The organism is Burkholderia sp. KL41 (assembly GCF_057005415.2).
Window position 1 is genome coordinate 38,041 of the sequence record NZ_CM174446.1, and the last position, 24,593, is coordinate 62,633.

The 24,593-nt window shown below is 60.7% G+C and carries 19 protein-coding genes, 1 tRNA gene, 3 rRNA genes and 2 pseudogenes; 6 read left to right on the forward strand and 19 right to left on the reverse strand.

Annotation, left to right across the window (positions count from 1 at the left end; genetic code table 11):
- Window positions 1-147 precede the first annotated feature (147 nt).
- The 9 genes and pseudogenes from PQB87_RS00135 to PQB87_RS00175 form a co-directional block, all read right to left on the reverse strand.
- Window positions 148-555, reverse strand: a pseudogene (locus tag PQB87_RS00135) (ParB/RepB/Spo0J family partition protein); the annotation flags it as partial.
- Entirely contained in the window at window positions 552-1,454 is a 903-nt protein-coding gene (locus PQB87_RS00140; RefSeq protein WP_489242434.1) for a ParB/RepB/Spo0J family partition protein, read from the reverse strand. The pseudogene PQB87_RS00135 and the gene PQB87_RS00140, both read right to left, overlap by 4 nt.
- Entirely contained in the window at window positions 1,451-3,064 is a 1,614-nt protein-coding gene (locus PQB87_RS00145; protein WP_489242850.1) for a recombinase family protein, read from the reverse strand. The genes PQB87_RS00140 and PQB87_RS00145 overlap by 4 nt, the downstream gene beginning before the upstream one ends.
- A gap of 118 nt (window positions 3,065-3,182) precedes the next feature.
- Entirely contained in the window at window positions 3,183-3,626 is a 444-nt protein-coding gene (locus PQB87_RS00150; protein WP_081056987.1) for a hypothetical protein, read from the reverse strand.
- A 714-nt stretch (window positions 3,627-4,340) separates the two neighbouring features.
- Window positions 4,341-4,453: ribosomal RNA gene (rrf, locus tag PQB87_RS00155) — 5S ribosomal RNA — on the reverse strand.
- Between the two features lie 154 nt (window positions 4,454-4,607).
- Window positions 4,608-7,488 (reverse strand): 23S ribosomal RNA (locus PQB87_RS00160).
- 390 nt (window positions 7,489-7,878) lie between these two features.
- Window positions 7,879-9,411: ribosomal RNA gene (locus tag PQB87_RS00165) — 16S ribosomal RNA — on the reverse strand.
- Together the 16S, 23S and 5S rRNA genes form the textbook arrangement of a ribosomal RNA operon.
- A gap of 577 nt (window positions 9,412-9,988) precedes the next feature.
- A complete protein-coding gene (locus PQB87_RS00170) occupies window positions 9,989-10,519 on the reverse strand; it encodes a cytochrome b (protein WP_175757937.1) in 531 nt (176 codons plus the stop codon).
- Window positions 10,519-11,613, reverse strand: coding sequence for a catalase family peroxidase (locus PQB87_RS00175; RefSeq protein WP_060316368.1), 1,095 nt, complete (start codon window positions 11,611-11,613; stop codon window positions 10,519-10,521). The genes PQB87_RS00170 and PQB87_RS00175 overlap by 1 nt, the downstream gene beginning before the upstream one ends.
- 156 nt (window positions 11,614-11,769) lie before the next feature.
- On the opposite strand from PQB87_RS00175, the gene PQB87_RS00180 reads away from it, so the two are divergent.
- Window positions 11,770-12,291 carry a sigma-70 family RNA polymerase sigma factor gene (locus PQB87_RS00180; RefSeq protein WP_489242435.1) on the forward strand — a complete coding sequence of 174 codons (522 nt, stop codon included), beginning with the start codon at window positions 11,770-11,772 and terminating at the stop codon, window positions 12,289-12,291.
- Window positions 12,292-12,307: 16 nt separating this feature from the next.
- Here the strand turns inward: PQB87_RS00180 and PQB87_RS00185 are convergent.
- A pseudogene (locus PQB87_RS00185) lies at window positions 12,308-13,357 on the reverse strand (RNA-guided endonuclease InsQ/TnpB family protein); the annotation flags it as partial.
- 118 nt (window positions 13,358-13,475) lie between these two features.
- On the opposite strand from PQB87_RS00185, the gene PQB87_RS00190 reads away from it, so the two are divergent.
- The gene (locus PQB87_RS00190; RefSeq protein WP_373863147.1) at window positions 13,476-14,234 is read left to right on the forward strand and encodes an anti-sigma factor family protein; all 759 of its coding nucleotides are present in this window, start codon (window positions 13,476-13,478) and stop codon (window positions 14,232-14,234) included.
- Window positions 14,235-14,482: 248 nt separating this feature from the next.
- Here PQB87_RS00190 and PQB87_RS00195 read toward each other — a convergent pair whose 3' ends face one another.
- The 7 genes from PQB87_RS00195 to PQB87_RS00225 form a co-directional block, all read right to left on the reverse strand.
- Entirely contained in the window at window positions 14,483-15,043 is a 561-nt protein-coding gene (locus PQB87_RS00195; RefSeq protein WP_111943689.1) for a hypothetical protein, read from the reverse strand.
- A gap of 752 nt (window positions 15,044-15,795) precedes the next feature.
- The gene (locus PQB87_RS00200) at window positions 15,796-16,113 is read right to left on the reverse strand and encodes a hypothetical protein (RefSeq protein ID WP_153487594.1); all 318 of its coding nucleotides are present in this window, start codon (window positions 16,111-16,113) and stop codon (window positions 15,796-15,798) included.
- Between the two features lie 15 nt (window positions 16,114-16,128).
- Window positions 16,129-17,028, reverse strand: a complete 900-nt coding sequence (locus PQB87_RS00205; RefSeq protein WP_489242825.1) for an Imm72 family immunity protein — start codon at window positions 17,026-17,028, stop codon at window positions 16,129-16,131.
- Window positions 17,029-17,085: 57 nt separating this feature from the next.
- Entirely contained in the window at window positions 17,086-17,802 is a 717-nt protein-coding gene (locus tag PQB87_RS00210; protein WP_489242436.1) for a hypothetical protein, read from the reverse strand.
- Window positions 17,802-18,077, reverse strand: coding sequence for a hypothetical protein (locus PQB87_RS00215; protein ID WP_489242437.1), 276 nt, complete (start codon window positions 18,075-18,077; stop codon window positions 17,802-17,804). The genes PQB87_RS00210 and PQB87_RS00215 overlap by 1 nt, the downstream gene beginning before the upstream one ends.
- Window positions 18,074-18,385: an immunity 53 family protein gene (locus tag PQB87_RS00220; RefSeq protein WP_060062202.1), complete on the reverse strand. Its 312-nt coding sequence runs from the start codon at window positions 18,383-18,385 to the stop codon at window positions 18,074-18,076. Before PQB87_RS00220 ends, PQB87_RS00215 begins: the two co-directional genes overlap by 4 nt.
- 25 nt (window positions 18,386-18,410) lie before the next feature.
- Window positions 18,411-18,665, reverse strand: coding sequence for a hypothetical protein (locus PQB87_RS00225; RefSeq protein WP_489242438.1), 255 nt, complete (start codon window positions 18,663-18,665; stop codon window positions 18,411-18,413).
- Window positions 18,666-19,252: 587 nt separating this feature from the next.
- Here PQB87_RS00225 and PQB87_RS00230 point away from each other — a divergent pair.
- Window positions 19,253-19,329, forward strand: a tRNA-Val gene (locus PQB87_RS00230).
- 320 nt (window positions 19,330-19,649) lie between these two features.
- Complete coding sequence (locus tag PQB87_RS00235) at window positions 19,650-20,165, forward strand: DUF2628 domain-containing protein (protein ID WP_489242439.1); 516 nt, start codon at window positions 19,650-19,652, stop codon at window positions 20,163-20,165.
- A gap of 119 nt (window positions 20,166-20,284) precedes the next feature.
- On the opposite strand, the gene PQB87_RS00240 is transcribed toward PQB87_RS00235, so the two are convergent.
- Both PQB87_RS00240 and PQB87_RS00245 read right to left on the reverse strand, forming a co-directional pair.
- Window positions 20,285-21,166 (reverse strand): sigma-70 family RNA polymerase sigma factor, encoded by an 882-nt coding sequence (locus PQB87_RS00240; RefSeq protein WP_489242440.1) that lies wholly within the window; start codon window positions 21,164-21,166, stop codon window positions 20,285-20,287.
- Window positions 21,166-21,642: a carboxymuconolactone decarboxylase family protein gene (locus PQB87_RS00245; RefSeq protein ID WP_153487599.1), complete on the reverse strand. Its 477-nt coding sequence runs from the start codon at window positions 21,640-21,642 to the stop codon at window positions 21,166-21,168. The genes PQB87_RS00240 and PQB87_RS00245 overlap by 1 nt, the downstream gene beginning before the upstream one ends.
- A 557-nt stretch (window positions 21,643-22,199) precedes the next feature.
- Between PQB87_RS00245 and egtB the strand changes: the two genes are divergently transcribed.
- A complete protein-coding gene (gene egtB / locus PQB87_RS00250; protein WP_124544925.1) occupies window positions 22,200-23,423 on the forward strand; it encodes an ergothioneine biosynthesis protein EgtB in 1,224 nt (407 codons plus the stop codon).
- Window positions 23,407-24,420, forward strand: coding sequence for an L-histidine N(alpha)-methyltransferase (gene egtD, locus PQB87_RS00255; RefSeq protein WP_489242441.1), 1,014 nt, complete (start codon window positions 23,407-23,409; stop codon window positions 24,418-24,420). Before egtB ends, egtD begins: the two co-directional genes overlap by 17 nt.
- The last annotated feature ends 173 nt before the right edge of the window (window positions 24,421-24,593 follow it).

The window sequence follows — 24,593 nt, forward strand, 5'->3', positions numbered from 1 at the left end:
CTCGACCACCGACACCTCCCAGGACGGATCTCAAGGGCGATATGGTCGGTGATCAGTCAGTGCGGTGCGCGGCATCCCTGCCGCGCACCGCACTCATGAAAACTGGGGAAATTTACTTCGACGAAAGTGGGGAGTATCTATCCGACGCTGACACACATCTACGGACAGTGCCTTCGCGAGTCGCTCCGGGGACACCCCTCGTTCAACTGCCCGGCGAATCATGAAATGCTCCTGGATAGTCGATAGTCGATTGACGCGGTTGTTGTACGTGTAGCTCTCATCGTCCGTGGCAACGAGGCACGACACGGTGTTGAACTGGAGCTCCTGCAACGCGATCAGTCGCAGATGCCCATCGAGCAGGACGTGGTTGCCCGATGCCTGATCGACCGGCGTCACCGAAAGCGGCTCGATCAAGCCCACCTCCTCGATGGAGCTTCTGATCTGCTTGAATTTTCGCGAGTTCATCATGCCGGCAGGCGTGCGCCGTGATGGCAGGATGCTCGTGATCGGAACGGACAGTGGTTCCGGAATGAACCCAAGTGCTACGCCGGTCATGCTGGACTCCCGCTCGGCCATACACGTTCCGCCAGATACTTCGGCAAAGTCGCCAGTTCCTCAGCGCGCAGCAGATTGACGAAGTTCTCATCGGCAAATAGCTGCCTGAGGGCACCGACAATGAACAGCAGCCGCTGCTGCGTAAACTCTGCCTTGCGCACCATCGTTTTCTGCCGCTCAACTTCATGCTGATACGTTCGGACGAGGCTCGATGTGGTCACGTCCATCACCTTGCGCGTCATGTTTCGATTCGCCGTGCGGCCGAGCGCTTTCCTCCGCTCGATGACGCGCCGAGCGTCCATCAACTGGCGCCCGCGCAATCTCCCCGATTCATATGCTTCCTGCAGGGCGCCCTGGATCGCCTCATCGTCGTCGCCAGCACCGACAATCGAAAGCGCCGCGTTCAGCGGAATCCGACCTTTCTCGACAGCGATCACAAGGCGTTCTTCACCCTGATGCAACAGCGTCAAGATCCCCTGCACGTAGTGCTGCGTGAGGCCCGTCTTCTCGGCAATCGCCTTCGGGGCGTATCCGCGTTCCTGCAGTTCGCGAATTCCGGCGAGCAACTCGAGCGGTCGGCACTGTCGTCTCGCGATGTTCTCAGTCAGGCTCATGATGAACGCGTCTTCGTCGCTCACGCTCACCACCAGCGCTGGTATCGTCGTTTCGCCGAGCGATCGGAACGCCTTCAGTCGCCCCTCACCACACACGAGGAGATACTTCTCCACGCCACTTGCCGTTGCCCGTGGCGTGACCAGAATCGGTTTCTTCAGGCCAATCGTCTTGATGTTGGTGACGATTTCGTCGAAAACTCGACCATTACGCTCGCGAGGATTGATCACCTCGATCTGGCTGATGGGAATCATCCGAACCTCACCGGGCTGCTCACGCTGAGTCATGCTCTTCTCCTCAGCCGAGCACGCTGTGCCATGCCGTATAAGTAGTCCAGCGTGTCGAAGCGATAGCTCTCGAACTCGATCGGATTCCAGTCCGCGAGACTGATGCGAGGTTGCCAAAAATCGATGTGAGGCAGCAGGTAATAGTCGAGCGCCGTCGAGTTGCTCTCGTCCAATCTGACCGCGACGGTGATATCCGGCAGCAGGCTCGTGTCGAATCGCACCTTCCAGTGGTTGCGGCCGCTGCCGCGCACTTGGCACCGTGACAGTACGATGCAGGCAGTGAACTCCCGATTCACGGTCAGCAGGTCCGTCGCCGGATCACGCGACACGGATCCGCCGAGATCCGCGATCTTCTTTTCCGTCTCGGCAACGATCTCTGGGTGCAGTTGCCGAATGAAGCGATTCGTTTCGATATAACGATAGTCACGGCCGGGCGTGAAGCCAACCGTCTGATACGCGCGAATCAAGCTACCGAAGCGATACACATATACCGAGGTGGACGGCATGCCCTCCGTTTCGTCGATCACGACGCCCGATAGAAAGCCTCGGCTTCGATACAGGTTTCGCAGACGCTCGATAAGCTCCTCACTCGAGTAGCGCCGGGCGCGCGCCCGCATGATGCCCTGCGCGGTATAGAACGTTTCGCTCGGCACGATGGATTCGAACGCGCCCTCCTTGCGGATCCACATCTCGGACGGATTCGTGACTCGCGATTTCTTCAGCTTGAACGACACACGGTTGTAGACGTTGTTGCCAATGTACTTTTCGTTGGTCAGCACCTCCCGAATGGTTGCCCGAGTCCAGGGTCGCCCAAGGTCCGTCTGAACGTTCATGCCGTTCAGGCGTGCGGCGATCTCGTGCTCATTGAGTGACTCATTGATGAACCAGCTGTAGATGAGGTTGACGATACGCACCTCGCTGTCCGGGCCTGGCATCAGAATGACGCGGTCCGTCTGCAGGCACTTGTGTTGACCGCGTTGCAATTCGCCCTTCATGAGGCCATGCTCGTCCACCAGGATCCGGCGCAACGCATAGCCTGCCGGCCCGCCTTGCCGGAAACCCAGCTCGATCAACCGGCACTGGCCAGCGAAGACCTTCGCTGACAACTCGCGGCTGTACTCACCGGCCATCGCACGCTTCACACCTTTGACGATCGTCGAAACTGGCGAGCCGTCGTTCTCGAACTGTTCGGCACAATAGGCGACCTGGATGCCTGCGCGCCGGCAGATGTACTCGTAATAGGCACTTTCGTCTGCATCCTGGAATCGTCCCCAGCGGCTTACGTCGTAGACGAGGATCACCTGGAAATCGGCCATGCCGGTTTCCACGTCTCGGATCAGCTGCTGCAGCGCTTGGCGCCCATCGATTCGCAAACCACTCTTACCCTCGTCGGCGTAGGTCCGCACGATCTCGAGATCGCGACGAGCAGCGTAGTCGCGAATGCGATCACGCTGATTCTCCGTCGAGTATTGCTGGTGCTCCGTCGACATCCGAACGTATTCAGCAGCCCGCATCCGGCAGGCCTGCTCGTCAACGGATTCGCATGTGCAATCGAGGTCCACGATCCAGCTCCCACTGGCAACCGCCCCTCGCTGCGCCATCCCCGACATCAACTAGGGGATTTGTATCGGCGAACGCGTCGCGCCTTGCAATGACGTCGAATGCGAGCGAGTACACAGCCAAGGTAGCAGGCCATAGACCCTTGTCGTACACGTCATCTCTTTGCAATCACGCCGGAACAGGCCTCGGCTCAGATAGCACGGCGATGTGCACCGTCCACGCGTTCATCTTTGCAACGCCGGCTTCAACCGCGTTGCGCAGGATATAAAACCCAGATGCCAGCGGGCGATGGGCCGGCCATACGTCCATGTTTGCAACAGCACTAGCAGTGCGCCGCGCATTTCGTCGTCGCTGCATCGCGCAATTGCGATCGCGATAGGCCGGGTGCGTCTCGCGGTAGTGCCGCCAGTAGTCAGGATGTCGGGCCCGCCAGCTGGCCTGGGCGCGGATCTGATTCTCGCGATAGTCGGGATCGACTCGCATGCGCTGGTGCTGCCATGCACGCCGGCGAGCACGCTGGCACGCCTTGGCCGAGCAGAAGCGTTGATGCGGGATGTGTAAGAGCGGAGTGAAGGGTGTGCCGCAGGCGGCACAGATCCGATCCGATTTCATGGCCGTGCTCCACGGAAGAATTGCAGTGGGGCCGGCCGTGTTCGGGGCCAGGGTCATTTGAAGCCAGCTCACGGGACGCGGCGTCCCACCCTCGCAGATTTTCCCGCTCTTGGAGCCGCTCTTGAGCTTTTTCTAGGCCTGGACCTTCCGAGGATCGCACGAGCCGCTCAGAGAGCTCACTGGTTATTGGGGTCGCAACCAAACGCTACTGCTTCGGCGCGGAAGTAGACCAGTCGCAACAACTCCGTCGTCGCCACAAAGTGCTTGTGGCGGGCGTCTTCGTAAGTCTTTGATTTTTAGTGTGCGGCGTCTCATCAACTAAGTCGCCCTACGATTCCCGAAGGGTCATCATCACACCCGACTACAACGCGCTGAACTGGCGAGAGCAGCCCTATGGGGCAGCTGCCCAAGAAGAGGAAGAGGAGCTGGAACACGCAGCGCTGGCCCCTTTGCGCCGCTCTGTTGTCTGGTGATGTCTCGGCGTGAAGCACTTCGGCGCGCGCCTTGATGCAAATGGTCCGCGGCGGCGCTGCAAGTAACTTCAACAACCGTCACAACAGACGAAAAGTTGCGCTCCGCTCTCTCGCATTCGACGGCATCGCAAACATCAGTGCATGCAGCACGACAAGCATCCATGCCGAGTACTCCTCACGCATTTCCGCCGCCGAAATGCAAAAACCCCCGCCTTTCGGGCGGGGGTTCTTGGCTTAGGGAGCCTGACGATTACCTACTTTCACACGGGAATCCGCACTATCATCGGCGTAGAGTCGTTTCACGGTCCTGTTCGGGATGGGAAGGGGTGGGACCGACTCGCTATGGTCATCAGGCAAAGAGGGTTGTTGTGCTGGCTTCGCAGCACAACCAATCTTGGAAGAAGCAGTAATTAGGTTGTGTGTATCACACACGAGAATCCAACTTGTCGCTCTGGATCTTGCGGCCGGTGCTGTCGCACGGCGCCGATCTACAAGGCAGACTTGTTATAGGATCAAGCCTTACGGGCAATTAGTATCAGTTAGCTGAACGCATTACTGCGCTTACACACCTGACCTATCAACGTCCTGGTCTCGAACGACCCTTCAAGGGGATCTAGTCCCCAGGGATATCTCATCTTAAGGCGAGTTTCCCGCTTAGATGCTTTCAGCGGTTATCTCTTCCGAACATAGCTACCCGGCGATGCCACTGGCGTGACAACCGGTACACCAGAGGTTCGTCCACTCCGGTCCTCTCGTACTAGGAGCAGCCCCCTTCAAATATCCAACGCCCACGGCAGATAGGGACCAAACTGTCTCACGACGTTTTAAACCCAGCTCACGTACCTCTTTAAATGGCGAACAGCCATACCCTTGGGACCGGCTACAGCCCCAGGATGAGATGAGCCGACATCGAGGTGCCAAACACCGCCGTCGATATGAACTCTTGGGCGGTATCAGCCTGTTATCCCCAGAGTACCTTTTATCCGTTGAGCGATGGCCCTTCCATACAGAACCACCGGATCACTATGACCTGCTTTCGCACCTGCTCGACTTGTCGGTCTCGCAGTTAAGCACGCTTATGCCATTGCACTATCAGCACGATTTCCGACCGTACCTAGCGTACCTTCGTACTCCTCCGTTACGCTTTGGGAGGAGACCGCCCCAGTCAAACTGCCTACCATGCACTGTCCCCGACCCGGATCACGGGCCAAGGTTAGAACCTCAAACAAACCAGGGTGGTATTTCAAGGACGGCTCCACCGAAACTAGCGTTCCGGTTTCATAGCCTCCCACCTATCCTACACAGATCGGTTCAAAGTCCAATGCAAAGCTACAGTAAAGGTTCATGGGGTCTTTCCGTCTAGCCGCGGGTAGATTGCATCATCACAAACACTTCAACTTCGCTGAGTCTCGGGAGGAGACAGTGTGGCCATCGTTACGCCATTCGTGCAGGTCGGAACTTACCCGACAAGGAATTTCGCTACCTTAGGACCGTTATAGTTACGGCCGCCGTTTACCGGGACTTCAATCAAGAGCTTGCACCCCATCATTTAATCTTCCGGCACCGGGCAGGCGTCACACCCTATACGTCCACTTTCGTGTTTGCAGAGTGCTGTGTTTTTATTAAACAGTCGCAGCCACCAGTTTATTGCAACCCCTTCACCCTCCTGGCGCAGGCCAGTCAAGCTACAAGGGCGTACCTTATCCCGAAGTTACGGTACCAATTTGCCGAGTTCCTTCTCCCGAGTTCTCTCAAGCGCCTTAGAATACTCATCTCGCCCACCTGTGTCGGTTTGCGGTACGGTCATCGTTAGACTGAAGCTTAGAGGCTTTTCTTGGAACCACTTCCAATTGCTTCGCTCCCTAAGGAGCTCGCGCCACACCCTTGAATTGCGCACCCGGATTTGCCTAAGTGCCTTCTCCAATGCAGCGACCGGGACTTCCAACACCCGGACAACCTTCCGCGATCCGTCCCCCCATCGCATCTAACAATGGTGCAGGAATATTGACCTGCTTCCCATCAGCTACGCATTTCTGCCTCGCCTTAGGGGCCGACTCACCCTACGCCGATGAACGTTGCGTAGGAAACCTTGGGCTTACGGCGAGGGGGCCTTTCACCCCCTTTATCGCTACTCATGTCAGCATTCGCACTTCCGATACCTCCAGCACCCTTTACAAGGCACCTTCGCAGGCTTACGGAACGCTCTCCTACCATGCGTGCTAAGCACGCATCCGCAGCTTCGGTATATAGCTTAGCCCCGTTACATCTTCCGCGCAGGACGACTCGATCAGTGAGCTATTACGCTTTCTTTAAAGGGTGGCTGCTTCTAAGCCAACCTCCTGACTGTTTTAGCCTTCCCACTTCGTTTCCCACTTAGCTATATTTGGGGACCTTAGCTGGCGGTCTGGGTTGTTTCCCTCTTGACACCGGACGTTAGCACCCGATGTCTGTCTCCCGTGATTGCACTCTTCGGTATTCGGAGTTTGCTATGGCGGGGTAATCTGCAATAGACCCCCCAACCATGACAGTGCTCTACCCCCGAAGGTGAGACACGAGGCACTACCTAAATAGTTTTCGGAGAGAACCAGCTATTTCCAGGTTTGTTTAGCCTTTCACCCCTATCCACAGCTCATCCCCTAACTTTTCAACGTTAGTGGGTTCGGACCTCCAGTACGTGTTACCGCACCTTCATCCTGGCCATGGATAGATCACCTGGTTTCGGGTCTACGCCCAGCAACTGAACGCCCTATTCGGACTCGCTTTCGCTACGCCTGCCCTATACGGTTAAGCTTGCTACTGAACGTAAGTCGCTGACCCATTATACAAAGGTACGCCGTCACCCCTTACGAGGCTCCGACTGTTTGTATGCATGCGGTTTCAGGATCTATTTCACTCCCCTCCCGGGGTTCTTTTCGCCTTTCCCTCACGGTACTGGTTCACTATCGGTCGATCACGAGTATTTAGCCTTGGAGGATGGTCCCCCCATCTTCAGACAGGATTTCACGTGTCCCGCCCTACTTGTCGCACACCTAGTTCTTTCATACTGTTTTCGCCTACAGGGCTATCACCTGCTATGGCCGCACTTTCCAGAGCGTTCGGCTAACAATACAAATAAAGAGTGCAAGGCTCATCCCATTTCGCTCGCCACTACTTTGGGAATCTCGGTTGATTTCTTTTCCTGCGGTTACTTAGATGTTTCAGTTCACCGCGTTCGCTTCGCATGGCCTATGTATTCAGCCATGGATACTCCAGAAGGAGTGGGTTTCCCCATTCGGACATCTACGGATCAAAGCTTGTTTGCCAGCTCCCCGTAGCTTTTCGCAGGCTACCGCGTCCTTCATCGCCTGTGATCGCCAAGGCATCCACCACATGCACTTGTTCGCTTGACCCTATAACGAGTCTGTCTCGTCGACAGTCGCTACAGGTTGAGTTCTCGCGTTGTGCCGTATTCCAATTGAGTCAAACTTAGAGTTCGAATCATCTTGAGATACATCGATACAATCACAACCCGGATAGTTTCCACGTCCATCTCAAGACGCTTCCGCTATCCAAATTACTTACTTCTTCCAGATTGTTAAAGAACGACAGCCGATACTTTCGTATCACTCTGACTGGCTCAATCGCCAATGAGAAAAACTCGAACCAAACTTCATTCGAATGTTTGTCATTGAAGATTATTGAAAGCGGCCGGCATTATAACCGGTTTAACCGCAGACAGCTAGTCTGTCTTAATCAACAGCCGATAAGCGTGAGCGCTCAACTTCGCGAGATAGCTCTGGAAAGGAGGTGATCCAGCCGCACCTTCCGATACGGCTACCTTGTTACGACTTCACCCCAGTCATGAATCCTACCGTGGTGACCGTCCTCCTTGCGGTTAGACTAGCCACTTCTGGTAAAACCCACTCCCATGGTGTGACGGGCGGTGTGTACAAGACCCGGGAACGTATTCACCGCGGCATGCTGATCCGCGATTACTAGCGATTCCAGCTTCATGCACTCGAGTTGCAGAGTGCAATCCGGACTACGATCGGTTTTCTGGGATTAGCTCCCCCTCGCGGGTTGGCAACCCTCTGTTCCGACCATTGTATGACGTGTGAAGCCCTACCCATAAGGGCCATGAGGACTTGACGTCATCCCCACCTTCCTCCGGTTTGTCACCGGCAGTCTCCTTAGAGTGCTCTTGCGTAGCAACTAAGGACAAGGGTTGCGCTCGTTGCGGGACTTAACCCAACATCTCACGACACGAGCTGACGACAGCCATGCAGCACCTGTGCGCCGGTTCTCTTTCGAGCACTCCCACCTCTCAGCAGGATTCCGACCATGTCAAGGGTAGGTAAGGTTTTTCGCGTTGCATCGAATTAATCCACATCATCCACCGCTTGTGCGGGTCCCCGTCAATTCCTTTGAGTTTTAATCTTGCGACCGTACTCCCCAGGCGGTCAACTTCACGCGTTAGCTACGTTACTAAGGAAATGAATCCCCAACAACTAGTTGACATCGTTTAGGGCGTGGACTACCAGGGTATCTAATCCTGTTTGCTCCCCACGCTTTCGTGCATGAGCGTCAGTATTGGCCCAGGGGGCTGCCTTCGCCATCGGTATTCCTCCACATCTCTACGCATTTCACTGCTACACGTGGAATTCTACCCCCCTCTGCCATACTCTAGCCTGCCAGTCACCAATGCAGTTCCCAGGTTGAGCCCGGGGATTTCACATCGGTCTTAGCAAACCGCCTGCGCACGCTTTACGCCCAGTAATTCCGATTAACGCTTGCACCCTACGTATTACCGCGGCTGCTGGCACGTAGTTAGCCGGTGCTTATTCTTCCGGTACCGTCATCCCCCGACTGTATTAGAGCCAAGGATTTCTTTCCGGACAAAAGTGCTTTACAACCCGAAGGCCTTCTTCACACACGCGGCATTGCTGGATCAGGCTTTCGCCCATTGTCCAAAATTCCCCACTGCTGCCTCCCGTAGGAGTCTGGGCCGTGTCTCAGTCCCAGTGTGGCTGGTCGTCCTCTCAGACCAGCTACTGATCGTCGCCTTGGTAGGCCTTTACCCCACCAACTAGCTAATCAGCCATCGGCCAACCCTATAGCGCGAGGCCCGAAGGTCCCCCGCTTTCATCCGTAGATCGTATGCGGTATTAATCCGGCTTTCGCCGGGCTATCCCCCACTACAGGACATGTTCCGATGTATTACTCACCCGTTCGCCACTCGCCACCAGGTGCAAGCACCCGTGCTGCCGTTCGACTTGCATGTGTAAGGCATGCCGCCAGCGTTCAATCTGAGCCAGGATCAAACTCTTCAGTTTAAACCTGTTACTGTTTTCGGTTCAGTTAAGAACCGGTCGCTCACTCAAAGCTGACAGGAATATGAATTGCTTCATAAACCTGACTTACTTTAGTGTGAGACTCTTGATACTTTCGCTATCTGATCCGAAGATCAGCTCGCTTCGATCAAGCGCCCACACTTATCGGCTGTTAATTTTTAAAGAGCAATCTGCGAGGAACTTCGTGTTTCTCAGCAGCGCTGCGTTTTCAGCAGCAGAGAAGCGAGATTATTAACCGTTTTTTAAAACTCGTCAACAACTTTTTTAACTACTTCGTTGCGACGACTGCGGTTTAATTTCGTATGCACTGGAGTTGTTAAAACCAACTTCAACAGCACCGCCTCCCTTCTTCCTCCCGCGCTGCGTTTCCGTTAGCGCGAAAGAGGCGTGATTCTAAGCACCTGCCCCCATCTACGCAACCCCTTTCGTGAAATATTTTTGACATGCTATGCCGGGAGCAGCCGAGCCTACCCGAGTGGCCATATATAAGCGGCACGGCAAGAGCTGCCCCGGTCGCCCGTATACAGCCCCGCCGCCGCGAACTCGACCTTCCCGTCGGTTACCGCCCGACCATCGCCCTCACCACGCCGTCCCTCCGGATCAGTCCGTGATACAGCGCCGCCGCAAAGTGCGCGAGGAACGTCAAGAAGAACAGATACGCCAGCACACGATGCGCGACCCTCAGCCAGGCGAACGTCACCGGATCAGCCGACACCAGCGCCGGCAGCTGCACGCCGCCGCCCAACGTCACCGGATACCCGCCCGCCGACAGCATCGCCCACCCGATCAGCGGCATCGCGACCATCAGCGCATACAGCACGAGATGCGATCCGTGCGCGGCCACCTTCTGCCACCACGGCAGATCCTCGGGTAACGCCGGCGGCTTCGACAACACCCGCACCACGATCCGCACGCACACCAGCACCAGCACGGCCACACCCAGCGGCTTGTGAATCGCCACCAGAACCTCGTGCCGCCCGGAAACGGACGCCACCATCCCCACCCCGATGAACAGCATCGCGATGATCATCGCGGCCATCACCCAGTGCAGCACCCTCGCGGGCAACCCAAACGTCGCAGAAGTCTTCATCACCGTCCCTCCGAACTCAACCTGGCCACTCCCGCCACGCCGGCCTCTTCACTCGTCCTGCGCAGATACGAATCCGCATAGGCAGCCGAGCGCGCCGCCAGCAACGGATCCCCCGACACCTGAATCCCCTGCGGCAGCACCGTCGGGTCGTAATTCACATCCCGGCACGGCCCGCTGTCCTGCGCCTCCACGCGGTCGAGCACGAGCGTGCCCGCGTCGATCGTCGTGCGCTGCGCGGGCCAGACCTTCGTGGCGTCGTCCACCGGATCGCCGGGCTCCGCCAACGTGACCAGCAGCTTCCACTTCTGCGCACCCGCCGCGATGCGCTGCGTCACGTCCTGCTGCAACACGTTCGGGTCCGCCGCCGTCGCGACGTCGCCGGCGCCGGCCGTCTGCTCCGGCACAACGCGCCACCGCACCGCCTGGCGCTTGCCGGCCGCGTCGACGAAGTAGAACGCGTTCAATCCGTAATAGCTTTCGGTGACGTAGCTCGCGCTCGGCTTCGCACCCTTCACCCATTGCAGGAACGCGCCCGCCTCCGGGTGCGCGCCGAAAAACGCCTTTACCTTCGCCGGGTCGGGCTTGCCCGTCTTCGGATCGGGCCGGGTCGCCATCAATTGCGCGTAGAACGCCTGCGGCGTCGCCACCGGAAACACGGGCATCGCGTTCATCCCGGTTCGCCATTGCTCGCCATCGGGCGCGGTGAGCTTCAGCGCGAGGCTGCGGATCGGCACGCTGCTGTCGGGCGCGTACGGGTTCCCGCCCGGCAACGCGAAGCGCCCGACCACCGGCGTGCGCACCGCCTTGAAGAACGGCGCGACCGAATACGCGCTCGCGGCGCCGTTGCCTTCGAAGTAACCGGTCACGCACACGCCCTTCGCGTGATTGCGCCGGAAGCCCGGGTGAATGCCGCCGCCGGCCGTCTGCAATGCGTCGACGATCCGGTGCGGGGTCAGACGCGCCGGCGCGAACCACCCGCCGACATACCCGAACGCCACGGCCACGCCGGCCACCGCGCCGCCGATCGCAGCCCAGCGCCACCACCCGCGCCCAGGCTCGCGCTGCGGCGAAGAAGAGGAAGAAGATCGCTCCATGAATGTGCTCCCGACCATCAGGTCATTGTCGAACCAGCGTAGGACGCCACCCGCGCCGCTTTATTCCACGAAAATTTTTTTCCTATGCTGGTGGAATACGCGGCGCCCACCGGCGTCTTACGCGGCATCTCTACCCATTCGGCAACCGGCCCGGCCATGCCCTCCACCGCCCTCGACGACGACACGCTGCGCGAACTCATCCCCAGGCTGCGACGCTTCGCGCTCTGGCTGGCGCGCGACGTCCATTCGGCCGACGATCTCGTCCAGTCGACGCTCGAGCGCGCACTGTCGCGCTGGACGAGCCGTCGCGACGACGCGTCGCTGCGCAGCTGGCTTTTCACGATCCTGTACCGGCAGTTTCTCGACGGCAAACGCAGCGCGAAGCGCTACGCGTGGCTGCTCGGCCGCATCCGCGACGACGACGAAGCGCACTGGCCGTCCGCTGAACGCGAATTCGCGGCGCGCGCGACGCTCGAAGCGTTCGGCCGGCTCTCCGACGAACAGCGCAGCCTGCTGCTGCTCGTCGCGGTCGAGGGCTTCACCTATCAGGAAGTCGCCGACCTGCTCGAGGTGCCGATCGGCACCGTGATGTCGCGGCTCTCCCGCGCGCGCCAGGCGCTGCGCCAGCTCAGCGACGGCGAGCTTCCTGCTCCTTCCTTGCGATTGATGAAGAATTGACGCCCTCCTCCGCCGAAAGTCGGAGGATTCCCACACCTGGCGATGCACGTCCGCATCGGAGAATGTTCAGCGCAGCGTTGATATCTCGATCATGCAAGACACCGCACTCACTGCAGGTCCACTCTCTTATTCGCAGCCCCGCGATACCTTTCGGCCGCGTCGTGCTGTCTTTCGACCCGCACGACGAACAGGACTGGGTAGAACCGCTTTCGTCGACTTCCTCGAACGTGACTCCGTGCGCCATCGCCTTATAACGGAGCTTGTTGCGGAAGGACGACCAGGATGCGTCGTAGACGCTCTTCGCCATCCTGGTTCTGGCGAGTTTGGCGGCCGACACGTTGCCGATCGCAATGTAGTCGTAGCGCCGCACCAGATCGAGCGCGAGCTTGTGCTGGAAATCGGCGCGTGCATTCACTACCTTTGCATGCAGCTTCGCGATATGCCGCTTGTGTTTTCGCGCCTGTTGGGCTTTCGCCAGCTTTTCCGCCGCGCGCTGGCCAAACCGGGCATTGGCCAGCTTTTCGCCCGTCGAGAGTGTGGCGAAGTCTTTCAGGCCAAGATCAATGCCGACGCCCAAACGGATCGGGCGAGCCTGAACATCGGGCATCTCGATCACAATATTCAGGAACCAATTGCCACACGCATCCTGTGCGAAATTGGTTCCGTCCTTGATCTTGCCTTCGGGAAGCGGGCGGCTGTTGAACACGCGGAAGGTGTTACCAGCGAAGCGAAACGCGTCTCCTTCGCGCTTCAGGTCACGCCCCTTCAGCGGCACCCAGCCAAGCGATTTCCGGCCGCGATAGCGCAGGTAAGGTCGACGGTGCTGGCTACGCGACTTCGCGTATTGTTCGCACGTTGCGTTGATCGTGCCGGAATGGATGCAAAGCTCTTTGCTAGAACCCGTCGTCAATACGTTCAAGTCGAACCCTGTCGGCCACTTCTTGTTCCACTTGAGGGCATGCTTCTGCGTGTCGTTGCAGAAGTTCCAGACGTAGTTCACCGCGCGGCTCTGCTTGTTAAGCAGCCCGTTGAGCGACTTTACCCGGTAGCGATAGACAAGGATCATGCCGGCCATCCTAGCTGGTGGACGAAGCTGCCTGTCAAATGCGCCCTGCGCTACCCGCCATGCGCCCCGAAGGAAGTCCCCTTGCGGGAAACGGCGGGGTTTCTCGGAGCACATCATGATGAACATTCCACCTAACGAACACGACCTCCAGGCCTACGTCGACGGCCAGCTCGACGACGATGCGCGCGCCGCGGTCGAGCGCTATCTCGCGCTGCATCCGGAGCGCGCGGAACAGGTGAAGCAATGGCAGCAGGATGCGCAGCGGTTGCGGGCCGCGCTGGAAAGCGTGCGGATGCCGGCGGATAACCTTGCGCTGGATCCTGCCGCCATTCGCGGCAGGCAGGCGGAGCGCACGCGGATGCGGTTCGCGATCGCGGCTTCGTTCGTGTTCTGCGTCGGGCTGGGGACATTCGGCGGATGGCAGGCGCGTGGATGGAACGCGGCGCCGCCCATCGCACCGATGAGCGATGCAGTCGAGGCTTACCGGATGATGGTGGTCGATCAGACGGCCAAGGTGGATTACCGGCCGACCGGTGCGGGCGATTTGCAGGGGTGGCTCACCCGGCGCGTCGGGGCATCGGCGCGGCTGCCGGATCTGAGCGCTGCGGGGTTCAGGCCGGTCGGTGGGCGGTTGTTCACGACGGACAGCGGGGCCACGGCTGCGATGGTGCTCTATGAAGACGAGGCCGGGCGGACGCTGAGCTTCTATCTCCGGCCGGCAGAATCGAAACATCGGCTGCTGCCGGCCGGGCAACGTGTGGATGGCGCGTTGCTCGCGCGGTACGGCTCGGTGAACGGACTCAACTATGCGGTGGTCGGGCCGGCCGGGAGTCTCGCGGAGAAAGCGGTCGTGCAGGCGCTCGATCAGCAGACTTGAAGTAGCAGGATGCGCGCCCGGTTGGCGGTTGGGGGTGGCCGCCAGCGCCTTTTGTGGCGCGGCCCGGCGGGCTTGAACGGGCGCACGCTCACCACTCGCTTGCACAGTGTTTCGACTGACTTTCCCTGGCTGTTATGCACATCGAAGCCGCTCCGGTGCCCTCACCTTTGGAATCACAGGGTTTCGAGTCGCTGCGGAACAGGATGTCCACATCGATCACGGGTAAGCGATCCGGCTTCCAAGGATGGCTACGATCCTGTCCGTCCAGGTAGAGTCGCCACCGAGACCTGGCTGCCGGCAAGCATCTTGTTCGCTCGACGCACGAACACCCAGTGCCAAACCCAGAGGAAAACTGCAACGCCACCGGCGATGGAGCCAAGGGTATCGGGTATCAACGAAACAACCTGCGCAAGACACCACCCGATGCCACTGATCCGGCCGAACGAGCGCAGACCCGACAGCGCCGGATTGATACGGGACTCCGCTTCCAGCGACTTCGCAACGTTGGAAATAATGAAGAAATCCTCGATGAAGTTGTACGGCAAGAGGAACATGAGCCAGACGCTGTTGGGTTCGGCCGCACGCGATCCTTGGTTGACCGATTTCAGGGTAGTCCTCAGGTCGCTCGCGTAGGCATGGACCAGAGCCAGGAAAACCGTGATGACGACGATGCCGCCGATTGTCCCAAGCCTCTCCATTTCGCCGAGAACGCCACCGTCTTCCGAAGGATGGACAAGGGGATAGGCGAGCCCAAAGGCAATGGGGAGGCTCAGCATGGCTTTGAGAATGATCCGCGCAGTTGCGCTCATGTGTATCCGATGGATAGGTGCGTTGTCACCGGCAGCATAGCGAACGATCATCCTCGCCGTGCGACTTTGTCCTGGTATATGCCGCCTTCTCTCGCGACGCCAGTCGAGTCGGTGTCTGAACCGCACCGGGAGTCGTGGAGGCCGGTCAGCTTGATCGTGGTGACGCTACATGCTGATATCGTTCGGTTCGCTCACCTTGGGTCTGCACAGCGTTTCGAGTTGCGTGGAAGCGTGATATCCACAACCCGGGAGGTGACGCAAACATCCTCACCACATTCGCGTACCCTCACCCGTTGAATGCACAGGATTTCGAGTGTCTTGGCTGCTCGATATCCACATGGCACTCGATCACGGCGGGTCGCGCGAACATTCTTCCCATCACCCGCTCTATTCCGGACAATCCCTGTCCAACAAGGCATTCGGGCTGATTCACATGGTCGAGTGCATGGCGCTCACCTGTCCGAGGCACAGCGATTCGACTGGCTAGGCGTGCAGGTTGTCCACATGCGGCACGTCGGCAAGCGCACGAACGTGATGCGCTTTCCCCCGCGCTCGCATCGTGGAGCCGGCATTTCTGCACTCAGTCGCGGGCTCACGTATCCGGATCGGCTTGTCACGGTCAGAATTCGCCGGGATCCGCCCCCCCGCTTGCGATCCGAGCGCATGCTCACCTGTTGCTCGCACAGCATTTCACGTCATTTGCGCCGCGGTTACCCACATACGAAGGCTGACCACCTTCACCGCCGCCCAGGTCACTTGGTCAGATGACCCTTGAGAATCTCGCCGGTCTCCGGGGAGATGACGTATCCCATCGACGTCCCGAGCGGACTTGCATTGCCGAGCCCGCGCATGCCGGGAGGCATCTTCGCCAGAAACGTCACGCCGATGACGTGGTCGTCCGGTTTCGGATCGACCCTCGCGGCACTTTCGTCCGTGATGCAGATCTCGAAGTTGTGCAGATCCTGCCCGGTTCGCGCGAAGTCGTCATAGGCGGCCTTCAGGCCGAGCAGCGTCGCGGTATTGAGCCGGACGGAACATCGATCGACCTCGCCGAAATTCAGCTTGCTCATGGCGTTCTCCGGATATCACGGGTTCGGGTTCGTCTGCGGCGCTTGCCGCGGCTCGAGGAAATACTGCGATTCGTCGGGAACTACGCCGTTCACGTAACGCCGGTCTTCCCACAGCAATCGCCAGCACGTCGGGATGAACAATCCCGGCAAATCGTCCGTCAGGTTCGGCGCACGCGTGCCCCGAGTGAAGTAATTGAAGCAACCTCCATTACGCAAGCCGGGCATGACGATCGGCACGAGGCCCGGCCGCCTCGACCACTTGACGACGACAGGCTCCCAGATGCCGTCGCAAGGCACTTTCCGGCCGGTCCAGATGATCGGGCCCACAGCTTGCGGAACCGCGGGCAGCTCCTCCGGAAACACCGGATACGGAAGCGTGTGGAAATTGCGCTCATGGGCATTCGGGGACAACAGCTGTCTTGCCGAGCGCAGACGTGCGAGGTTGCCGAATCGATCGTCCGAATCGAACGGCGCATACTCCATCTGGTATTCCGATGCGTGCAGCAGCCGGGCCAGCGCGTCGATCTTCGGCGGGTACGGGGCAACCTGCCCACCGCGATCCCAGTAATCGGGATTCGGGTAGAAATACGCGTCCAGAAGGTGGTATTGCCGGTACACGTGCTTGAACGGCCCACCGCTCCGCCAGCCAATCCGGTTCCCTCGGGCCAGCTCGGTCAGCCCTCGATCGTAAGCCGCGAGAATGTCGGCGATGATCGGAAAGTGGGTGCGCTGAATGGCCTCCGGATCACCATCGGGCCACGTGTTCACTGCATGCTCGTACGCGTTCGCGAAGCGCTCGAATGCCTCGCGCTTGCGCGTCCAGAGCGACAGGCTCGTCAGGCGTTGCAGCAGCCAGAAAATCTTGCGCCTGGTAGCGTCGTCCGTCATGTCGTACTGCTCGATCGTGTCGGTCATCATTGATCGTCTCGCAACGGCACCGGTTGCCTGCCCGTCATGCCCTCTCCTTTGCGTTCACGCCGGCGCAGCGTCATCGCCCAGGCCGCTGCGTTTCAACACCTCCCGCAGGCACACCGGACACACATACTCACCGGCGTCCCGCAGCCGCAGGAACATGGCCGGATCGTCGATCCGGAACGTCGAATCGACGATGTCGATATCCGGCCCGAGCACCTTGCGCAAAAACGCTTCGTCGAACCAATACTTGGGCTCGTGCTTCACACGGGCATCGATCACCCGCACGACGTGACAATCACGGATCACATCGATCGTGAGAATCGCCGTTTCGATATCCGGCGACGACCGCGTCGGCCGGATCAGCCCGTGAAGTTCGCATCGCGCGAAATCGCTCGGCCACTTTGCATTCGCCGCGACGACGGACGTATCGAACGCCTGCTCTTTCGTCGTCGGTTGATGGGGCACCTCGCCGGAACGCACGAGCAGTTCGTCCAGGCACGCCAGACAGACATACGCGCGCAAGCGCTCCAATGCCGCGATCTTCGGAAATGCCTTCACGTGCGCGACCCGATCGACGAAGATCGCATCGACCTCGTGCTCGTCGAGCTCGGCGCGCAACATCCACATCTCCCGGCTGTATCTCGGCCGGTCGAGCGAGACCTTCACGAGTTCGCCGGGCACACACTGTGCGCGCAGCCTGATGCGTGCGTCCACACCCTTCGACGTTGTCGCCGTGGAAGCGCGTCCGTGTCGATGGCAAACGATCGGTCCCATTACTCACTCCAGTTGCGAGCGCCGCTTGCGTCGCCCTGTTCTTTCTTCGGTTTCGTCGCGCCGTGGAAGACATCGAGCGATCGCACACCGCATTCATCGCGTTTCGATGACGCACTGTCCCGGCCCGCGCCAGGCGATCGCACATTCCCGCGACCGGATTGCCGAGCGAAGCCCAATCGTGCCAGCCCATCGGCGGCGGCCACCACCTCGGTCACGACAACCGCAGCATGGCCTGCAATCTCCGTCGCCAGCATTTCGTCGCCAGGTGCCTTCATCGATCGCTTCGTCCTTCGTCGTTCGTCGCGCGCCAGTCAATCCACTCGACCGCGAGCGCGAGAAGCTCCGGCAAATTGCCCGGGCCGCCGTAGCCGGCGAATTCAGCGCTGGTCGCACGCACGGATATCCAGTCCGATTCGTCGCGCTCGATCGACAGATCGATCACCTTGCCGGACGTCGCGCCGTCGAGCTTCACCTTCCATCCCGGATTGTCCAGCGTGACGACCTCGATGCCGTGCGCGTGTTCCCAGACGCCATCGCAACGCGATTCGTACCAGCGCTGCAGCGCAGTCAAAGAATCAATCATGTGCCTGTGCCTTTCGTCATCCGGTTCACACCGTTGCGAGCCATCTGACGATGTCTTCGATGTCTTGGCGAGACAGCTTTCCGACGCGATCGACAAACACCCCGTAGCCGAGATCGAACTTCACGTTGAATCGCTCGCCTTTGTAGCGGCAGCACAGGACGTCGGCTTCCGGGATCGACACGCGTTGCTCGAACACGATGTCGCCCGGATATTGCAGCATTCGATGCACGACTGTGTCGATATCGAGCGTGTCCAGCCTGGGCAACGAAGAATCGGTCATGTGTCGTGAGCCAGTCCGACGGGCCCTTGCATCCTGGATGCCGGCGATTCTACAGACATGACGGTCCGCACATCACCCACGCGCTTCACAGCTTCCCGATTCGTTCTTCTGTCCGCCGCACGCAGTGCATATCCCGGGCGGATCACAGTCGACGGACTGTGCTTATCCAAAGGTGTTAACAGGGTTCGTATATATACGTAGTGGTAGTTAACAAGCGCTGTGCCTCACAGTGGATAACCTCCGTAACGCACTGAATTTTCAGCACGAAGCGGGATGCATAACCATGGGTGTCGCACGTGAACAGCTCCGCGGAGCACAGAACAACTTTTCGTCGATTCGCAGACTCGCCGACATATCCTCAATCGTTCCACTGTGAATCCAGAGGCTTGCCGGACGGTTATCCAGAGGGGAATGTGGATAACCTCACAGCACATCGACGCGTTTTGCTGTGATTCGAAGCGGTGAAGCCAACGCTCCCGGCATCGCAAGGCAACATCGATCGTCGGGCCCTTCGCACCGCGATTCAAAAAATTTTCACGAAGGGGCTTGTGCTCCTCCAAAACCCTCTCTATAATTCGCGGCTTCTTAGGCTCGTAGCTCAGTTGGTTAGAGCACCACCTTGACATGGTGGGGGTCGTTGGTTCGAATCCAATCGAGCCTACCAACGAACAAAATGAAGGGGTCCGGCAGCGCAAATTGCCTACAGGCAACGCGGCTCGCCAAACATACAAACGCCACGCGGCAACCTCGCGTGGCGTTTTTCTTTTTCCGGCCGAAACAACGCGAAACAACGCATGTCGCCCCGATGCGTTGCGTGATCCACGGCATCGCATCCTTCCTCACCGACACCTCGATTCGCCATACAACGGGCGCTGCGCCGCGCGTAGAATCGTGTGCGCATCGAAGCGGCTGTTCCGGCTGTCGCCCGATTTCCAACACATCAAAACAACAACGCGCGACCCGCGCAACTGAGAGCACCCGACCATGTCCGACGTCACGACCGCTGCATCGTCCGCGAGCAACGACGAAATCGCCGCTTATGTCGGCAAGAAGGCGGCCTGGTTCGAGCGGAAATGGACGATCGCCGCGTCACGCAAGAACCGGCAGTCGTGGAACTGGGCAGCCTGTTTCCTGGGCCCGGTCTGGATGGCATATCGATGCATGTACTGGCCGGCCGCGGCCGTCCTTGGCGCGTCGCTCGCGATCACGCTGGTCGAGCTGCTGTTCTTCCCGACATACTTCGAATCGAGCACGCTCGACCCGGTCACGATCGGGATCGCGGTTTCGCTCGGCTGGTACGGGAACGGCCTCTACAAGGCGCACGTCGAGCGCAGGATCGACAAGCTGCGCCCGAACGCGACGTCGCGCGAATCGTTTCTCGCGTTGCTGGAAGCGCAGGGCGGCACGAACTGGCTCGCGGCGACCGGTTTCGCGATCGCGACGCCGTTGCTCGGCTTCCTGATGATCATGATCCGCAACGTCGTGGTCGGGACGTATTGATTGCACGAGCACGAGCACGAGCACGAACGGGCGGCCGGTAAAGCAGGGCGGCAGGACGGTGAACAGCGCGCATCGCGGCCGTGCCTGCGCACGGCACCCGGCGCGCGATCCCGCCGCCTTCAGTGAAGATGCTTCAACTTGTCAGGATTGCGCACGACATAGATCGCGACGATCTTTCCGTCCTCGATCTCGAGCGCCGTGGTCTGCAGCTCGCCGTCGGATTCCAGCGTGACGAAACCCGGCAGCCCGTTGACGAACCCGGCACGCACGAGCTTCGATGCATGTGTCGCAAACAGCTCGGCGAGATACTCGTGCACCTTCATCACGCGTTCGAAGCCGAGCACCGGCTTGCCCGCCGCCGAGCGTTTGCCGCCACCGTCCGAATGCAGGCTCACGTCCTCGGCGAGCATCGCGCCGAGCGTGCGCATGTCACCGCTACGTGACGCGGCAAAAAACGCTTCCGCCAATTCGATCCCGCGCTGTTTCTCGACATGGAAGCGCGGTCGCGCCTCGCGCACATGCGTGCGGGCCCGCGCGGCGAGCTGCCGGCACGCGGCCGGGTCGCGCTGGATCGTCGTGGCCACTTCGTCGAACTCGAGGCCGAACACGTCGTGCAGCAGGAACGCCGCGCGTTCGAGCGGCGAGAGCCGTTCGAGCGCAAGCAGCAGCGGCAGCGTGACGTCTTCCTGTTCGTCTTCCTCGACGACCGGCTCGGGCAGCCACGGGCCGATATAGGTCTCGCGCTGGTGCCGCGCGGACTTCAGCTGGTTGAGGCACATGCGCATCACCATGCGGCGCAGGAACGCCTCGGGCACGCGCACCTCGGTACGGTCGACGTCCATCCAGCGGATGAACGCTTCCTGCACCATGTCCTCGGCATCCGCGACGGAACCGAGCATCCGGTACGCGACGCGGATCAGCGTGCGACGCAACGGGTCGAAGCTCGCGGCCGCGTCGGCCCGTTCCTCGGCGCTGCCCCCGGCCGGGTCGAGGGTCGGCATCAGGCCACCATCTTCGCGGCGGCGGCCTTCGCGTCGGCCGGGTCGATCCACAGCCCGAAGCCGACGGCGAGCCGGTTCCAGCCGTTGATCACGTTGATCATCAGCGTGAGCTTCACCTGTTCCTCCTGGCTGAAGTGGTCGTTCAGCGCCGCGTAGGCTGCTTCGTGTGCGGTGTGGCCCTCCGACAGCCGCGTGAGCGCTTCGGTCCAGCCGAGCGCCGCGCGTTCGCGGTCGGTGTAGCAGGGCGCTTCGCGCCACGCGGCGAGCAGATAGATGCGCTGCTCGGTCTCGCCTTGCTCGCGCGCCTCGGCCGTGTGCATGTTAATGCAGTTCGCGCACGCGTTGATCTGCGATGCGCGGATCTTGACGAGCTCGATCAGCGTCGGCTCGAGGCTCCCGGCAGCGGCGACCGATACGGTCATCCAGTGCTTCATCAGTGCGGGGGCGGCGGCAAACGGATTGAGTTTCGCAGTCATGGTCCTTCTCCTTTCGTGTGGGTTCCGGTGACATGACGAGCGAGCCCCCCGTGTGTGTGACATCGGCGAAAATTTTTTCGAAGCGCGTTTGGCCGCGGACCCGGACGAAGGGCGGGGCGGTTCACCGTCGTGCCGGTCGCGGCGCACGCACACGTTCATCAGACAAATTCACGCATCTCGGGGCATTCACTCACGATCGCCGCGCGGAAGTCATGGGGCGTCAGCAGCCCGCCGGCGCGGACCGGCGCGTCGTGGATGGCGTTCACGCCCGAACCGGCAGGCCTGCCCGGCGTGTCACGCGTGCGACACGCGCGCAGCCAACACTTTCATTTTTCTTTCGTTCGCGTTTCACCGGCATCCCGATTCGCAGCATTCACATTTCTGGACCATACTGTTCTGCACGGGCAGATGAAGTGACGCCGCATTCGCGGCCCGGCGCGCGCGCCGGCTGCCCGTCGACGCAGCAGCAGGTTGCACGTCAGCCGCGCGCATCACGCGCAAGGCTTTCCCTTTTCCGGCAACGCAACGCAGCGAATCGCGACGTGGACGGTAAACCGATGAGCCTCCTTGCATCACAGCTTCAGCGCCGTTACCAGGACGTGCGCACCCATAGCGTCGCGTTGACCGCGACGCTGTCCGCCGAAGACCAGGCCGTGCAGTCGATGCCCGACGCGAGTCCGACGAAATGGCATCTCGCGCATACGACCTGGTTCTTCGAAACCGTCGTGCTGATGCGCCGCGTGCCCGGCTACGCGCCGTTCGACGACGCATTCCAGTTCCTCTTCAATTCCTATTACGAAGCGCTCGGCCCGCGCCATCCGCGGCCGCAGCGCGGGCTGCTCACGCGCCCGTCGCTCGACGAGGTGCATGCGTACCGGCAATACGTCGACGACGCGATGCTGCGCGCGCTGGCCGGTGCCGATGCGGCGCTGCTCGATACGATCGCGCCCGAGATCGTGCTCGGCCTGCATCACGAGCAGCAGCACCAGGAACTGATCGTCACCGACATGCTGCACGCGTTCTCGTGCAACCCGCTGAAGCCGGCGTTCCGGCCGCGCAACGGGACGGACGCGGACGCGATGGCCGCGGGCGATGCGGGCGCGCTGCACTGGCTTCACCAGCCGGGCGGGCTCGTCGAGATCGGCCACGACGGCGATGCGTTCTCGTTCGACAACGAACGGCCGCGTCATACGGCGCTCGTGCGGCCGTACGAGATCGCGAACCGCCTCGTGACGAACGCGGAGTTCGCGGCGTTCGTCGCCGACGGCGGTTACACCCGCCCCGAGTTCTGGCTGTCCGACGGCTGGGCCACGGTGCAGCGGGAAGGGTGGCAAGGGCCCGCGTACTGGATGCCCGACGACGACGATGCGGCCGCCACGCGCGTACGTCGCACGTTCGGCCTGCACGGCATCGAACCGCTCGCGCCCGACGCACCGGTGTGCCACGTGAGCTTCTATGAAGCGGCTGCGTACGCGGAATGGGCCGGCGCCCGCCTGCCGACCGAATTCGAATGGGAAGCCGCGTTCCCCGCCGAAGGCATTCGGCAGATGCTCGGGCACGTGTGGCAATGGACGCGCTCGTCCTACGAGCCGTACCCGGGCTTTCGGCCGCTCGCGGGCGTCGCCGCCGAATACAACGGCAAGTTCATGGTCGGCCAGCAGGTCCTGCGCGGCAGCAGCATCGCGACGCCGCCCGGGCACGAACGGCCGACGTACCGCAACTTCTTTCCGCCGGCCGCGCGCTGGCAATTCACGGGGGTGCGACTTGCGCGAGACGTCTGACCAGACGGCCACGAGCGGTGGCCAGCAACCCGCCCGCGATTCGCGGCCGAGCGCGTTCGAGCGCGACCTGATCGACGGACTGTCGCGTACGCCGCGCAGCATTCCGCCGAAATACTTCTACGATGCGGCCGGCTCCGCGCTGTTCGATCGCATCTGCGAACTGCCCGAGTATTACCCGACCCGTACCGAGCTCGGCATCCTGCGCGACCGCGCGGCCGAGATCGTGCGGCGCGTCGGCCCGCATGCGGAACTCGTCGAATTCGGCGCCGGCTCGCTCGAGAAGATCCGCGTGCTGCTCGATGCGTTCGCGGGCAACTATACGAACGCGCCGGCGCGCTACGTGCCGGTCGACATCTCTGCGGACTACCTGCACGGCGCGGCCGCGCGACTGCGTTCGGCCTATTCATGGCTCGACGTCGCGCCGCTCGCGGCCGACTACACGAAGGCCGAGCAACTGGCCGCGCTGACCGCAACACCGGCGCGGCGCATCGGTTTCTTTCCCGGCTCGACGATCGGCAATTTCTCGCCGGAAGAAGCCGACGCGTTCCTGCGCGATGCCGCACGGCTGCTGCGCGGCGGCGGCCTGCTGGTCGGCGCCGATCTCGTGAAGGACGCGCGCACGCTGCACGACGCGTACAACGATGCGCAGGGCGTGACCGCGCGGTTCAACCTGAACCTGCTGGTGCGCGCGAACGCTGAGCTCGGCGCGGATTTCGACGTCGACGCGTTCTCGCATTGCGCGTTCTACGACCGCGAGCGGCAGCGCATCGAGATGCATCTCGTCAGCGATGTCGCGCAGACGGTGCACGTGCGCGGCCACACGTTCCGCTTCGAAGCCGGCGAGCGCATCCACACGGAGAATTCGCACAAGTTCACGATCGACGGCTTCCATGCGATCGCGCGCCGCGCGGGATTCGAGCCCGATACCGTGTGGACCGACGCGGACAACCTGTTCAGCGTGCACTGGCTGCGCAGCGTCGACGATATCCGCGCGTAACGCCCGCTGTTGCGAACCGCTCGCGCCGCGCGGTGCGGGCGGTTCGCTTCCCGCGCACGCCGGCGAGCTCGATCGAATCGCCCGGATTCGTGCCGAAACGCCCTTTTTACCGGCCCGATGCATCGCCGCAACGGTGTTTCGAGTACGGCCTCTCCCTTGTCCCGCAAGGCTTT